Here is a 16342-nt window from a genome sequence, read left to right as displayed (position 1 = left end):
ATTTTGCTTAGTATTTTTGAAGAAAGATATTTTATTCGTTTTTAATGCGCTTTTTATTTGGATTTTTTAGTTGTTTTGAAGTTTTTCTTCTTAAAAATGAGATCAAATTTTGTGCTCAATACTCTCAAAGATCCTTGCCACATTGTGATTTATCCTCATTCGTGCAAACCTACTAAAACTATTTTTGGGATAATTGCTTTTTTGATAAATTTATCTTTTTTCTTTGGTCCCCACTTTTTGAAAATAACAAGCACAAATCGTGACTTTATTATGTTTTTTCTTTGATTTTGACTTTACACTCCATCCAAAACGAATTATACGACAAGAACATAATGAGGCAATAAGTGGACATGTTCCCTCGGTTTTTAATAAGAGTGAGAAAAGAAAGTTTATAGTAGATTATGATTAAAGTCTTAAAACACCATATATGTTTATGTGCTCTAACAACGTCTGTTTTTTTCTTTGTACCCAATATAGGTACTTATGCGCAGAATTTTAAGCTTTCGTGTGATTCCCTTTTTAAGTCGTATCCATGTAGTTTTGATGGGAAGCATGGGGGTGATGGAAGATTTCAGACACAGGCTGTTGATACAGGTTCTGTTCAGGTTACTGATTTCCAAGATTCTAGGGAAACAGTTCTTGAGTCTGGAAAGATGGAAAATTCAATATCTAATAAGACTTTGAAATTTAGAAACTCTAAAATGATTACAGTAGAGGTGTTTAACGCACGTGGGACGGATGATACGGTAGAGAATTTTTCCTTTACTGGAAGTGGTCAAAAGACACAGGGTGGGGATCTATCTCGTGCAGTTTTTGGGATACACTCAAGTGACCATCTTTTTGTTATTAATGGGAAGATTGATGTTACTGATATCTATGGCTTAATAGGTGAAAGTACACGACCAATTTTTTTTGATAATGGTTTTCCAGCAAATATGTCTGAGTTTGTTGTTAAGAATTCAAATATTCTTATTAAGGGGAGTAAGGCTCGGGGTCTGTATTTTTGGGGAAGTCCCTTAGAAGGGAAATATGTAGAAGGAGAGTTATTGGTAAAATTAGGGGAACTGCAGTTCAAGAACACTGTCCTTAAAGTTCCAGATGGTACAGCTATTTATGTCGATGATGCTAGAAGATATCCCTATATTACTGTATCGGATGGTTCACGTATCTTTGCTAACCGATTATTAGAGGTTAAGAATAACTCATATGTGGCAATTGACGCAAATGCTTCTTTTCTTGCAGGGGGAGCACGCGTTGATGATAATTCTTATGTCGAACTTGAGTTATCTAATAAATCGCAATGGACTGTGACGCCAGGAAACAATAATAGGAAGGATTCAAAATCTACAGATTCGTCTGTTTCATTTATGAGGCTCATTGACAGTTCTATTGTTTTTCAGAAACCGAAAGATGCTCATTATCAGACACTTCATATCGGAAAATTAGGTGATGATGCCGTAAATTATCATTACATTGCAGAAGGGAATGCGCGCCTTTTTGTAAATGCATCTCTTGCTACAGATGGTCAAAATAAGGGGGTAAAGGCTGATAAACTTTTAATCTATGGTAATGTTTATGGAAAAACCAAAGTACATGTTGTGGATATTTCAGCAAATTCAAGAAAAAGAAAACGCCATAGCCAAGATACGCAAAGAGATACACACAGTGTTTCAATTATTCAAGTTTATGGAAATGCTGCGGAAGATTCCTTTAAACTAGCGACTAATTACGTAGCTCTAAGAGGGGCACCTTACCGATATAGTCTGCGTGCTTATGGCCCAAGCTCTTCTCCTGGAAAAGCAAAAGATGAGAAAAAATTGGCTCAACAAAAATCAGGGAATAGTAATGGAGATTTTTGGGATTTCCGTCTTGAAGCTGTGTATGTTGAGAAACTTTCTCATCAGCGTCGTACTCAGTTGACAAATGATGTGTCTCGTCGCCGTACACCTCGTTCTATTGGATCTAGAGTTGGTCATAATCATATTGTAGCTGATTCTGAGGCTTCTATCTTTTATCCTGAAATGGAAATTCAGGCAGTTGTGCCACAAGTTCCGACTTATCTGCTCTTGCCAAATGCTTTGTTTCATGCTGGCTTGATGGATATTAGTAATCAAAACAAACAGCTGGCAATACTGCGTGCATCTTCTGAAGATCTTTTGGACAGTGGTAAAAAAACTGCCTTTTTTGTGCGTGGTTACGGGGGAAATCATCATTATGCCTCAGATCTTTCCGATCTTGAATATGGCTATGGAGGCAATCTTGATTATAGTGCTGTAGAAGCAGGGATTTTATTAAAAGCAGTTGAGAGTGCACACCATACTCTATCCTTTGGGGTTATGGGAACTTATGGCAAACTTTCTCTCCAGCCTCAAGATGTGGACCAAAGCCAAAAGAGTTCATTTGATAAATGGATTGCTACCGCATATGGTAGCATACAGCATGATACTGGCTTTTATATCGATGGTCTTTTCTCTTATGGTTTGTTGAAAGGTGATGTTCTCACCCTTGCAAGGGGCAAGACTGCAACATTAAAGAGCCATCCTCTGAGTGCTTCATTGACTGTTGGTAAAGCGTTTATGACAGGACATAAGGGTTTTGTTTTTGATCCGCAAATTCAGGTTATTTATCAAAATTTACGATTTGATAAGGCATCTGATGTCGACGGTTTTGATATTGAGATGAAAGAGCCCGACCAGTGGGTGATACGTGTTGGTGGACGTTTAACAAAAACTCTTGCTGCATCTGAGGAAGGGCGTATTGTTTCTTTCAATGGGAAGCTTCATCTTGCTCATAATTTGGGAGAAAAACAATTTGTGCATTTTGGAGATAAATTCCAATTGGGAGCTTTTGGTTCTTCTCTAGAAGCTGGATTGGGTGTTAATGCTCAATTGTCTTCAAAGTTTGCTTTGCATGGAGATGTGACTTATCAGCATAAGCTGACCAAGGCTGGTTTTTCTGGAGTCAGTTTTTCTGGGGGGCTTCGCTATCAGTTTTAGATAACCATAAATTATAAGGTAAGTTTTACACAAGTATAGAATTTTATATGAAGTATAAAACGAATATTTAAGTTTTATACTTCTCATTCTTCAAATGCTTAACTTAGTGTTATTGCAGGTGTTATCTTATTTTATATAAGGGATGAGGGGTTGCAATAGAGTTATGGCTAATATATTTAAAAGTTATAAGTTTTTATATACTCTTACAACAGCTGCTGTTTCTTTTTTTCCAATCGTGGTTGTTAGTGCGAATTCTAACGCTTCTAGAGTTTCGTGTGATTCAGAGGCTCAGTTTTATACATGCAGTGATGGTAAGAAGCACGTAATCAAAAATAAAACCTATGATTTTCTAAACGCTTCTAAAGGTAAATCGGTTTCTGCTATATATGTAGGAAAGCAAGGCACAATTGTTAATGCGTCTCGTATAACTGTTACGGGTAGTAATCCAGATGAAATATCTCAATATGGTGCATTCGTAAAAGATAGCGGAAAGCTTATTCTAACGGATTCAAATTTTAAGGATACTCCCGGTCTTCGTGCTCTCAATGGAGTTATTCAAATGAACGACGGGAAGATTGAGGGAACTTCGCACGCTATTTATGCATCGGGAAAAGAGACGGATATTGCGTTAGTTCGTGTAAATGTTGAGATTAAACCAGACAATTTGAATGCAAAGGGTATAGGGATTGTAAGTGGTCTTGATGCATTTGTTAGGATGTCAGGTGGCACCGTTACTTTTAATGAGATTGGCGCATTTTCAACAAAATTTGGGGGGAAGTATCTTCTCGATACCATGAAAGTTGAGGGAAAAGGAGAAAAATACACTGCTATAGTTGATAATGAAAATGTCGACAAATTACCTGAAGCTTTTGACATATCTCAAGGGGGAGCTGTTCATTTGAGGGATAGTTCTATTCTGCTTACTGATATGCATGGCTTCTTGATTACAAATTTTTTAGGTTATGCCTATGAAAATGGCAAGCTAATTCAGAGTTATGGTTCATCAGATGAATTTAAGAAAACAAATATTAATATTGAGAGATCAAATATTTCTGTGCACGGGATGGGGGTACATGGTCTGTACTTTGATACATTAGATTCAGATCGATGGGCTGATATGTTGAATATAGATGATAAAAAACGTTCAGAAACAGAAAAAATTGTTCTGGGAACTGCATCAGTTTATTTGTCAAAGACGTCTCTTACAGTTCCAGATGGTATTGCTATTTATGCTACGGGGCCTGATGGTTTGGGAGCTGAAGCTACTCTTGAATTATCGGAAGGAACCAGAATCTCTGGTGATTTGTTATTTAAAGCTCAATACGACTCCTTTATAACCGTAAAAGCTAGTGACACTACGCTTACAGGAGATATTCGTGTTGAAGATACATCTACTGTTGATTTGGAGTTAACGCGTGGCTCGACATGGTATCTTACCCAAAGTAAATATTATCTCATCCAAAGTAAAAACGAAGATTCACAAGAAGGTATTTCTATAGATACATCCGTCTCATATATAAGTCTTTCAGACAGTACTATTGTTTTTAATAGTATATCCAATAATTATCAAACACTGCGTATTGGAAAAAAAACGATTATAGATGATATAGATGATATAAGTAAACAAGGTGAGTTGATAGCATTATACGGACTAGTCCTTAAGGATGCATATAGTGCACAGGGTAATTCTCGGATTAAGCTCGGTGCATTTTTGAATGACGATGGTTCATTTGATACTCAAAAAGTTGATCGTATTTTGATTTATGGTGATGTCTCGGGGGAGACTACACTTCTCCAAGTGGAAGGTTTTTCCGAAAAATCAAAAAAAGAAGTGCGTGATAAAGGAAGTGAAAGTGTTTCACTTGTTCAAGTTTCTGGGTACGCGTGTGAAGATTCTTTTCAACTTGCCAGTGGGTATGTTACAATAGGTAGTTTTCCTTATCAATACCATCTTCGTGCTTATGGTCCAAGTTCTTCTTCTGGAAAAGCAGATCCCAAGAATAGATTAGTTGCAGGCAATGGAGACTTTTGGGATTTTCGCCTTGAAGGTATTTATGTGAGTTCCAAAGTTGATTCTTCTGAAACTAAGACTATTGAACCTGTTCATACGGATCTTACTTCCACTCCATCTACGCCTCCTTTTGTTGAAGTATCTTTACCGTCCTCTCCTCCTGTCGATTCTACATCTGTACCATTGCTTTCTACTGATACAGTTGAAACTTCGCATATAGAATCTATACCTACACCATCTGATTCAGTTACACCTCCTCCTCTGGCTCCCATGCCTGAACCACCTATGCCGTCTGCTCCACCTACGATTTCTTCAGATGAGTCGTCTTTTTCAACCGAGCTTTCTTCTACGGAGGGTATTTCTACACCTGTTCCAACTGTTTTCTCTACACCTCCTTCATCCGAGTCGTCTGTACCATCTGCTCCTGTTGACCTTAAGTCTATACCATCTCCTTCTACTTCAGTTGAAACTTTACCTAAACAATCGATGCCTGCATCGCCGTCTGATTTAGCTAGATCTTTTTCTGTAGAACCTGTGTTGGAGCTATCTTCTCCAGTTGAAAATTCCCATATAGAATCCATATCTGCACCATCTGATTCAGTTACACCTCCTTCTCTGGCTCCCATGCCTGAATTACCTATGCCGTCTGCTCCACCTACGGTTTCTTCAGATGAGTTGTCTTTTTCAACTGAGCTTTCTTCTATGGAGGGTATTTCTACACCTGTTCCAACCGTTTCCTCTACACCTCTTTCGTCCGAGTCGCTTGTGCCATCTGCTCCTGTTGACCTTAAGCCTATACCATCTCCTTCTGTTTCAGTTGAAACTTTACCTAAACAATCGATGCCTGCATCGCCGTCTGATTTAGTTAGATCTTTCCCTGTAGAACCTATGCTGGAGCTATCTGCTCCGGTTACGTCTTCTCCGTTTGAGCTGTCTGTGCCATCTACTTCTGTTAGTTCTGAGCCTTCTGCATCTGTGTTATCTAAGTCAGTAGAACCTTCCTCTAAAGATCCGGCACCCACTCCTCCATCTCCAGCCGTTACACCTGCATCTTCTCTGTCTGCACCCTCGGAGCTAGGTGATCCTTCATCTACAGGTTCTGTGCCCACCCCATTACCTACACCTACAGATCCTTCAGCTTCTGAGTCCTCTGCGTCGGTAGATTCTTCAGCTTCTCCCCCTCCAGTTGTTACACAAACACCTACTCCGTCTGAGCTCTCTGATCCAAGCGATCCTATACCTACAGATCCTGTCCCCACTCCGCCTGTTCCAGTTGAACCTACACCAGTTGTGTTTGTTCCTGTTAGGCTTGATATTCAGCCCGAGCCAAGAATTAGAGCGGTTGTTCCACAGTTACCAACTTATCTCCTCTTACCAAATGCTTTATTTCATACTGGCTTGATGGATCTTGCCTCTCAAAATAAAAAATTGAAGGCAATGCGAAGTTTTTCTGGAGGTTTTTTGAAAAGTGATGAAAATCCAGCATTTTTTATCCGTGGTTATAGTGGAAGTTACCACTATGCTTCAAATCTTTCTGCTTTTGAATATGGCTATGGAGCAGAACTCGATTATAGTGCACTGGAAGCAGGCGTTTTGCTGAAAGAAATTGAGAGTTCAGAGAGTTGCATATTCTTTGGGGTCACAGGAACTTATGGAAACCTTTCTCTTCATCCTCTAAATGTTGAACAAAGCAAAAAGAGTCCATTTGATAAATGGTCCGTAGCTGCTTATGGAAGTCTGCAACATGACGCGGGTTTTTATATGGATGGGCTGTTATCTTACGGCCTGTTTAGGGGTGATGTTTTCACTCTTGCACGGGGAAAGGTCGCAACATTAAAGGGTAAACAGTCAAGTGCTTTTTTAACCAGTGGTAAAACATTTGCAATAGGGCGTAATGGTTTTGTTTTTGATCCACAGCTTCAGCTTATTTATCAGCATCTTCAGTTTGATGGTGTGCGTGATATTGATAGTCTTGATGTTGATATGGGAAAATTTAATCAATGGATGGCACGTGCTGGTGGGCGTTTAACTAAGTTTCTTGCGCCCTTTGAAGAGGGGCGTGTTATTTCTTTCTATGGTAAGCTTTATCTTATGCGTAGTTTTGAAGATAGACAGTTTGTGTCATTTAAAAATGATTTCCAGTTAGGTGATTTTGGTTCTTCTTTAGAAGCGGGGCTTGGTTTTAATGCCAAATTATCTTCGGAATTTGTACTTCATGGAGATATAAATTATCAGCATAGACTGACAAAAGCAGGATTTTCTGGAATGAGCTTTTCTGGTAGATTACAATATTATTTTTAGTTATCCATGAAATATAGAATAATTTATATATAAGTATATAAGTGTTATATTAATAATTAAATTAACTATTTATCGTATATTTATTTTATTTTAAGAAGTTTGTAATATACATTATGTGATTGTTCTTCGTTAATAAATAGGGGTAAGGAAGAATGGTGATAAATGTATTTTACAAACATGCATTTTTATATAATTTTACAACAGCTATTATTTATTTTTTTCAGGTTACTTATGTTAATGCTGCAGGATCTTCAAGTGATGCAGTAGAGGCATTTTATAAATGCGATGATAGAAAAACACACTTTCTCGCAGATAAAGTTTATTACTTAAAAAATTCTCAGGAGGCTGCGCCTATTGCAGCTATATATGTAGAAAAAGATGGCACTGTTGTTAATGCCTCTCAGATAACAGTTTATGGCGATAATTCAGATAAAATATCTGCCTATGGGGCGTATGTAAGAAATGGTGGAAAACTTAATCTAACATTTGCGGATTTCAAGGACATACCTGCTCTTCGTGCCCAAAATGCAGTTATTAGTATGACAGTAGGGGAAATTAAGGGTGCTTCACATGTTATTTATGCATGGGGGAAAGAAACGGATATTGCTTTAGAGAGTGTGAATATCGATATTGAGCCAGATAATTTGAAGGTAAAAGGGATCGGTATTATGAGTGGTTTTAATGCAATGGTTAAAATGTCAGAAGGTACTGTTAATTTTAATCAGATTGGCTCATTTTCAACTCGGTTTGGGGGGCGCTATATTCTTGATACTATGGGTATTACGGGGCAAGGAAGGAGGGAGGAAGCTAGAACAGATGGTGATGGCGCTATGGGGGTATTGCCGGAAGCTTTTGAGGTTTTTCAAGGGGGTGATGTTTATTTGAAAAAAGGTTTTATTCATCTTAACAATATGCATGCATTCGTGATTAAAAATTTCTCAGGTTATGTAGACAACAATGGCAAATTAATTCAAAAGTATGTTTCGCCAGATGGATTTAAGAATACAAGTATTAAGATAGAAAAAAACGGTATTTCTGTGAAAGGGGAGGGAGTACATGGTCTGTATTTTAATGTTTTAGCTCCAGAAGAGCTTGCTAAGATGACTAGGCAACGAGATGATGAAAAAGTTTTAGAAACCCAAAAATTTCTCACGGGGAAGGCTTTTGTTTATTTATCACAGACAAATATGACAGTTCTAGATGGTATTGCGATTTATGCGAAGGGGAATAGAGGCTATAGGGCTGAAGGTGTTCTTGAATTATCTGATGAAACAAAGATTTCTGGTGATTTGTTGTTAAAAGCTGAAAACAACGCTTCTCTATTGGTGAAAACGAATTCTTCTTCTCTTACAGGAGGTACGCGTGTTGACGATAAATCAACTATTGATTTAGAGTTAACCCGTTATTCAACATGGTATCTTACTAAAAGTAAATACAACGGTTTACGGGAATCTGTTTCATCACTTTCTTCTCTAAGTCTTTCCAATAGTACACTGATCTTTTATGATGAAGATATATCGAATGGTTATCAAACGCTACGCATTGGAAAAAGGGCGGATATAGACGCAGGAGATAGAATTCTCGCATCAAAAGATAAAAAAGTTTACAGTGCTGAGGGAAATGCTCAGATTAAGTTGAGTGCATTTTTGAGTGATGAGGGTTTGTTTGATCCCCAAAAAACCGATCGTATATTGATTTCTGGTGATGTCTCGGGAACGACATTCATTCATGTGCGAAATTTTCCAAAAGCTGCAAATAAAGAAGTCCATGATGGAAGAGATCAAAGCATTTCACTTATTCAAGTTGCTGGAACAGCGCAGGCAGGTTCTTTTCAACTCGCCAATGGTTATGATAGTTATACTACAGTGAAAGGTTTTCCTTATCAATATCGTATTCGTGGTTATGGTCCGAATTCGCCCTTTGGAAAAGCGGATGCTAAGCAAAGATTAGTGGAAGGTGAGGGGGATTTTTGGGATTTCCGTCTTGAAGGTATTTATATTTCTTCTAGAATAGGTACTTATAATGGTCCATTTATTAAACCGGCTTCGTTTTCATTATCTCATCCTTTAGATTCTCCTCCTGATCCACTTCCTACGTCATTGACATCTGCCGCAGCTTCTTCTTCTACATCTTCTGATCCTGTTGATCCTCTCCCTCCGCCCCCCGATCCACTTCCTACGTCATTGACATCTGCCACAGCTTCTTCTTCTACATCTTCTGATCCTGTTGATCTTCCTGCTTCTCCTCCTGATCCACTTCCTACGTCATTGACATCTGCCACAGCTTCTTCTTCTACATCTTCTGATCCTGTTGATCCTCCCCCTCCGCCCCCCGATCCACTTCCTACCTTGTTGATGTCTGACTCGCCTTCTGTTTCGGCATTTCCTTCATCTACAGATTCTGTTTCTCCTGCTTCTGCCCCTATTGAACCAAAACCTTCTACATCTTCTGACCCTGTTGATCCTTCGTCTAATCTTCCTGTGTCGCTTGATGTTCAGTCTAATCTCCAAATTAGAGCTGTTGTTCCTCAATTGCCAACTTATCTTCTTTTGCCAAATACCTTATTTCATGCTGGTTTAGTGGATATGACCATGCAAAATAAGACGGTAGAGACAATGCGGAATGCTTTTCATTCCTCTTGGAAGGATGATGAAAAGCCAGCCTTTTTTCTGCATGCTTATGGTGGTAGTCATCATTATGCTTCCAATTTATCTGCTTTTGAATATGGCTATGACGCTGAACTGAATTATAGTGCACTCGAAGCAGGTGTTTTGTTAAACGAGACTGAGAGTTTATACAGTCGTACATTCTTTGGAGCTTTGGGGAACTATGGAAACCTCTTTCTAAACCCACAGGATGTTGAACAAAGCAAAAAAAGCGCATTTGATAAATGGTCTGTTGGAGCCTATGGAAGTTTACAGCATGATACGGGTTTTTATATCGATGGAGTATTATCGTATGGACTTTTTAAGGGAGATGTTTTGACACTAGCACGGGGCAAGGTTGTAGCGTTAAAGGGTAAACAGTTTAGCGGTTCTTTAACAAGTGGCAGAACGTTTGCAACAGGGTATAAAGGTGTTATTTTTGATCCGCAGATTCAGGTTGTTTATCAGCATCTTCAGTTTAATCCGGCACATGATGTTGATAATATTGATGTTGATTTAGGAAAATTTCATCAATGGGTGGGGCGTGTTGGTGGGCGTTTAAGCAAGACACTTAATGTTTCTGAAGAGGGACGTGCCATTTCTTTTTATAGTAAGCTTTCTTATTTGCATAGTTTTGAAGATAAGCAATTTGTTTCTTTTAAAAACGATTTCCAATTAGGTGATTTTGGTTCTTCTTTAGAAGCGGGGCTTGGTTTTAATGCCAAATTATCTTCGAAATTTGTACTTTATGGAGATATAAATTATCAGCATAGACTGACAAAAGCAGGGTTTTCTGGAATGAGCTTTTCTGGTAGATTACAATATCATTTTTAGTTATCCATAAAATATAGAATAATTTATATATAAGTATATAAGAGTTATATTAATAATTAAATTAACCATTTATTGTATATTTATTTTATTTTATGAAGTTTATAATATATATTGTGTGATTGTTCTTCGTTAATAAATATAGGTTAGGAAGAATGATGATAAATGTATTTTATAAACATACATTTTTATGCACTTTTACAACAGCTATTCTTTATTTTTTGCAAATTTCCCATCTTGAAGCTGCTGGAAGTTTATGTGATCCAGAGGCTCCGTTTTATGAATGCAGTGATGGTAAAAGACATGTAATCAAAAATAAAACCTATCATTTAAAAAATTCTTGGCGCGTTCATTCTGATTCCGCTCCCATTGCAGCTATATATGTAGAAAGAAAGAATACGGTTGTTGAGGCGTTTCAGATAACTGTCTTGGGTGAAAATCCGGATATGATATCTGCATATGGTGGATATGTAAGATATGGGGGAAAGCTTATTCTAACGGATTCAAATTTTAAGGATGCGCCTGGTATTCGTGCTCACAATGCAGTTATTAGTATGACAAGAGGGTCAATTAAGGGGACTTCGCATGCTGTTTATGCTTCGGGGAAAGAAGCAGATATTGGTTTAGTGACTGTAAATATTGAGATTGCGCCAGATAATTTGAAGACAAAGGGGATTGCTATTGTTAGTGGTTTTGGAGCAATGGTTAGAATGTCAGATAGTACTGTCATTTTTAATGAGATTGGTTCTTTTTCAACACGGTTTGGAGGGCGCTATCTTCTTGATAGTATGGTCATTAAAGGTGAAGGAAAAAAACAGGAGTCCATAGTTGGTAATAAAAATGTGGCCATATTACCACAAGCTTTTGAGGCACTTCAAGCGAGTGATGTTCATTTGAGGGGCAATTCTATTCAGCTTACCGATATGCATGGCTTTTTGATAAAAAACTTCTCAGGTTATGCAGATGATAATGGCAAGTTGCTTCAAAACTATGATTCACCAGATGGTTTTAAGAAGACAAATATTAAGATTGAAAGATCCAATATTTTTATACAGGGAGAGGGAGCAAATGGTTTTTATTTTAATGTGTTAGGTTCAGACGAGTCTGCCAAAATGTTGAATCTGTACTATAGCAAAAATTTAGAAGCCAAAAAAATCATTGCAGGAGCAGCATCTGTTTCTTTATCAAAGACAACTTTTGCAGTTCCGGATGGTATCGCTATTTATGCTACGGGGGATAAAGGCTATAGGGCTGAAGGTATTCTTGAATTATCAGAAGAAACAAAGATTTCTGGTGATTTGTTGCTAAAAGCTGAAAATAACTCTTCTCTCTCGGTGAAAGCAAGCGCTTCTTCTCTTACAGGAGGTACGCGTGTTGAGGATAGTTCTACTGTTGATTTAAAGTTAACGCGTGGTTCAACATGGTATCTTACTAAAAGTAAATACAATGATTTACAAGCCTCTGTTTCATCGCTTTCATCTCTAAGTCTTTCCGATAGTACACTGATCTTTGATGATGAAGATATATCGAGTGATTATCAAACACTGCGCATTGGAAAAAGGGCGGATATAAATGAAGAAGACAAAGTAGTATTGTCAGCATATAAAAAAGCTTATAGTGCTGAGGGAAATGCTCAGATTAAGTTGAGTGCATTTTTGAATGATGAGGGTTTGTTTGATCCACAAAGGACGGATCGCATTTTGATCTATGGTGATGTTTATGGAACGACTCTTGTTCATATGCAAAATTTTCTAAAAACTTCAGATAAATCAGATAAAGAGGTACGTGATGAAAGAAATCAAAGCATTTCACTGATTCAAGTTTCTGGGATGGCACAGGAAGATTCTTTTAAGCTTGCAAATAGTTATACTACAGTTAATGGTTTCCCTTATCAATATCGTCTTCGTGGCTATGGACCAGGTTCTTCTTTTGGGGAAGCGGATGCTACGCAAAGATTAGTTGAAGGTGAGGGAAAGTTTTGGGATTTTCGCCTTGAAGGCATTTATATTAAATCAGAAGCAGAGTCTTCTGAGACCATACCTATTACACCAAGATCTATTCCGTTTGCGCCCTCGGAGCCAGGTAATCCTTCATCTTCAGAGCCCTCTGCGCCGGTAGGTCTTTCACCTTCTTCCTCTGTGCCTTCTGATCCAAGCGATCCTACACCTACAGATCCTGTCTCCACTCCATCTACGCCTATTACACCAACACCTACTCCGTCTGAGCTCTCTGATGCAAGTGATCCTATACCTACAGATCCTTCTCCTACTCCGCCTGTTCCTGTTAAGCCTGATATTCAGCCCGAACTGGGAATGAGGGCGGTTGTCCCACAGTTACCAACTTATCTCCTTCTACCAAATGCTTTATTCCATACTGGCTTGATGGATATTGCCTCTCAAAATAAAAAATTGAGGGCAATACGAAGCTATTCTAGAGGTTCTTTGAAAAATAATGAAAATCCAGCATTTTTTATCCGTGGTTATGGTGGAAGCTACCACTATGCTTCAAATCTTTCTGCTTTTGAATATGGCTATGGAGCAGAACTTGATTATAGTGCACTGGAAGCAGGCGTTTTGCTGAAAGAAATTGAGAGTTCAGAGAGTTGCACATTCTTTGGGGTCACGGGAACTTATGGAAACCTCTCTCTCCATCCTCTAAATGTTGAACAAAGCAAAAAGAGTCCATTTGATAAATGGTCCGTAGCTGCTTATGGAAGTCTGCAACATGACGCGGGTTTTTATATGGATGGGCTGTTATCTTACGGCCTGTTTAGGGGTGATGTTTTCACTCTTGCACGGGGCAAGGTTGTTGCGTTAAAGGGTAAACAGTTTAGCGGTTCTTTAACAAGTGGCAGAACGTTTGCAACAGGGTATAAAGGTGTTGTTTTTGATCCGCAGATTCAGGTTGTTTATCAGCATCTTCAGTTTAATCCGGCACATGATGTTGATAATATTGATGTTGATATGGGAAAGTTTAATCAATGGACGGCGCGTGCTGGTGGGCGTTTAACTAAGTTTCTTGCGTCCTCTGAAGAGGGGCGTGTTATTTCTTTCTATGGTAAGTTTTATCTTATGCGTAGTTTTGAAGACAAGCGATTTGTTTCTTTTAAAAACGATTTCCAATTAGGTTTTTTTGGTTCTTCTTTGGAAACAGGTCTTGGGTTTAATGCGCGTATTTCTTCAAAACTTTCTCTTTATGGAGATATAAATTATCAGCATAGACTGACAAAAGCAGGGTTTTCTGGAGCAAGTTTCTCTGCTGGTTTGCGCCACCTTTTTTGACAAAGTATGATACGTCTTTTTATAAAAAAAGGCAGTAGAAAATGCTGCCTTTTACTTTATTAAAATTTTCTCTTATTTTTTCTAAATGGTTCTTTTGTCTTGATGAAAAAGGTCCACAATATATGATTTCTTTGGCTTGTGATTGAAAATGCCTCGTAAGTGTGTTTATTTTTTAGAGAGGAAGATGGGTTTCATGCGCAATTGCTTCTGGAGGATTGTGCGGCTATTTTAGTTGTGATGGTTGTTGTTGTTTTCTTAAACAGAGATGTTGATAATACCACACTCACCATTTTCGCTACCAAAGGCAAGGTTGTGCCCTGTCTGATCCCAGTTGAGCGCTGAAATGGCGCTTTTTCCATAGCCTTTTAGAAGAACCTCTTTTCCATCGTGAAAATGTGCACACAAAACCATTCCATCATTGAAGCCTATTGCTACAATGTCTTCGCTTGGATGGCATGCAACGGTGCTGACAAGTGCATTTGCTCGTGTGCCCAGTTCTAATGGTGTTTTTCCCATGGGGCCATCTTTTGTATGAAAGGGCCAGACAATGGCTGCTGATGCACCGGATGTTGCTAACCATTTTCCCTTCGCGCTCCAAGACCAACTTTTGACTTTGCTTGGGTAGCCACTCATGCGGAGATGCTGATTATCAGTGAGACGCCAGCCATGGAGGGCGTTTTCTTGCATGGTAGAAATGACATAGCGGTTGTCTGGTGAGAAGGTGACACCAAAGTGTGCTCCTTTCCAGACCAATGTGGTGGGAGATGTTTGCGTTGATAACCAATGAAGGGTAACACCATTGTAATGGGCAACGGCAAGGCGTAATCCCTTTGGAGCAAAAGCAAGACCTTCTATACTGCGTTCATGTGTGAGCTCTTGCAGTTCTTTGTCAACATTTGCCAGTGTGATACGTGAGGAGGAAAAAGCAAAAACTTTCCGTGGTCCAAATGCAACATTGCTTATCCATTTGCCTTCCTGTTTGCCCAGTACTTTTGTATGACCATCTGCTGTTGTTTGACAGACATTTCCGTCTTCTCCACCTGTAATGATAGCTGTGTTATCATGGGAAAAATGGCTAGAAATTATTCCTTGGTGAACTTCAATGGTTTGTGGGATTGGGTTTAAAAAAACAATGAAACCTTCAACCGAGACAAAAGTTGGTTTGTTATCAATAAAACCGCAGGAAAGACAATAATTTTGTAAATTGTAATTGGTAATGCTTGGCATTGTTACTCGCTTATGCACAATTTTCAAAACCCGTTCTCAGTTTTTCGGCATCAAGGGTGCGGCCAATAAAAACAAGTCGACTTTCACGTTTTTCATCTTCACGCCATGGACGTTGGTGCTGTCCTTCAAGGATCATGTGTATGCCTTGAATGACATAACGATCATCGTCTCCTTGAAATGCGATAATGCCTTTTAAACGCAAAATATCGGGACCTTGTTGTTGCGTGATCTGTTGAATCCATGGGAAAAATTTTTCTGGTTGAAGGGCACCTGTTTTTAAACTTACAGAGGTTATTGTAATATCATGAATGGTGGATTTGTGGTGATGTGCATGATCATGATTACAATCGGGACCACAGACATGGTCTGCGTGCTGATGGTCAAGAAAATGGGGATCATTATCTAAAGTGCGTTGGAGGTCAAAGGAACCTCGATCGAGGAGTTTATCAAGAGGGATGTTAGCCCGCTCTGTTGCGTAAATTATGGCTCTGGGATTAATTGCAAGAATGAGCGATTGCGCGTGTGCACGTTCTTCTTCGCTGACAAGATCAATTTTATTTAAGAGAACAATATCAGAGAAAGCAATTTGCTCTTCAACTTCTCGGCTTTTTTTAAGTTGGTGTGAAAAATGCTTTGCATCAACGACTGCGATGACACTGTCGAGAGCGGTTTTTTCATGGACCGTATCATCCATAAAAAAAGTTTGTGCAACGGGGATTGGGTCAGCAAGCCCTGTTGTTTCTATAATGATAGCATCAAATCGATGAGAGCGTTGCATCAGACTTTCCAAAATGCGAATAAGATCGCCGCGCACGGTGCAACAGACACAACCATTATTCATTTCATAAATTTCTTCGTCCGATTCAACGATAAGATCATTATCAATGCCAATTTCACCAAATTCATTGACAATGACTGCGTAACGTTTGCCGTGGTTTTCACTCAGAATGCGATTGAGAAGAGTGGTTTTTCCTGATCCAAGATAGCCCGTGAGAACCGTAACAGGAAGTTTTGTGGGAGTGTTTTGCGTCTTTTCCATGGTTCATGCCT

General features: G+C 38.7%; 6 protein-coding genes. 4 read left to right on the top strand and 2 right to left on the bottom strand.

The features are described 5' to 3' along the window. Positions 1 to 401 precede the first annotated feature (401 nt). From ACKC4Y_RS06465 to ACKC4Y_RS06450, 4 genes are all read left to right on the top strand, one after another. The gene (locus ACKC4Y_RS06465; RefSeq protein WP_409360960.1) at positions 402 to 2996 is read left to right on the top strand and encodes an autotransporter outer membrane beta-barrel domain-containing protein; all 2595 of its coding nucleotides are present in this window, start codon (positions 402 to 404) and stop codon (positions 2994 to 2996) included. A gap of 163 nt (positions 2997 to 3159) precedes the next feature. Continuing rightward, positions 3160 to 7308 carry an autotransporter outer membrane beta-barrel domain-containing protein gene (locus ACKC4Y_RS06460; RefSeq protein WP_409360959.1) on the top strand — a complete coding sequence of 1383 codons (4149 nt, stop codon included), beginning with the start codon at positions 3160 to 3162 and terminating at the stop codon, positions 7306 to 7308. Positions 7309 to 7460: 152 nt separating this feature from the next. Beyond that, positions 7461 to 10787: an autotransporter outer membrane beta-barrel domain-containing protein gene (locus ACKC4Y_RS06455; protein ID WP_409360958.1), complete on the top strand. Its 3327-nt coding sequence runs from the start codon at positions 7461 to 7463 to the stop codon at positions 10785 to 10787. Between the two features lie 155 nt (positions 10788 to 10942). Next, a complete protein-coding gene (locus tag ACKC4Y_RS06450) occupies positions 10943 to 14065 on the top strand; it encodes an autotransporter outer membrane beta-barrel domain-containing protein (protein ID WP_409360957.1) in 3123 nt (1040 codons plus the stop codon). Between the two features lie 255 nt (positions 14066 to 14320). On the opposite strand, the gene ACKC4Y_RS06445 is transcribed toward ACKC4Y_RS06450, so the two are convergent. Both ACKC4Y_RS06445 and ACKC4Y_RS06440 read right to left on the bottom strand, forming a co-directional pair. Next, positions 14321 to 15292, bottom strand: coding sequence for a WD40 repeat domain-containing protein (locus ACKC4Y_RS06445; protein WP_409360956.1), 972 nt, complete (start codon positions 15290 to 15292; stop codon positions 14321 to 14323). Between the two features lie 10 nt (positions 15293 to 15302). Then, the gene (locus ACKC4Y_RS06440) at positions 15303 to 16331 is read right to left on the bottom strand and encodes a CobW family GTP-binding protein (protein ID WP_409360955.1); all 1029 of its coding nucleotides are present in this window, start codon (positions 16329 to 16331) and stop codon (positions 15303 to 15305) included. Between the last annotated feature and the right edge of the window lie 11 nt (positions 16332 to 16342).

This window comes from Bartonella heixiaziensis (genome assembly GCF_046245125.2).
Classification (GTDB): domain Bacteria; phylum Pseudomonadota; class Alphaproteobacteria; order Rhizobiales; family Rhizobiaceae; genus Bartonella; species Bartonella heixiaziensis.
This window is presented reverse-complemented; position numbering and strand designations above follow the sequence as displayed.

Excerpts from the sequence above, each read along its gene's own strand:
- ACKC4Y_RS06465 (WP_409360960.1), top strand. The coding sequence starts at position 402 with ATGATTAAAGTCTTAAAACACCATATATGTTTATGTGCTCTAACAACG.
- ACKC4Y_RS06460 (WP_409360959.1), top strand. The coding sequence starts at position 3,160 with ATGGCTAATATATTTAAAAGTTATAAGTTTTTATATACTCTTACAACA.
- ACKC4Y_RS06455 (WP_409360958.1), top strand. The coding sequence starts at position 7,461 with ATGGTGATAAATGTATTTTACAAACATGCATTTTTATATAATTTTACA.
- ACKC4Y_RS06450 (WP_409360957.1), top strand. The coding sequence starts at position 10,943 with ATGATAAATGTATTTTATAAACATACATTTTTATGCACTTTTACAACA.
- ACKC4Y_RS06445 (WP_409360956.1), bottom strand. The coding sequence starts at position 15,292 with ATGCCAAGCATTACCAATTACAATTTACAAAATTATTGTCTTTCCTGC.
- ACKC4Y_RS06440 (WP_409360955.1), bottom strand. The coding sequence starts at position 16,331 with ATGGAAAAGACGCAAAACACTCCCACAAAACTTCCTGTTACGGTTCTC.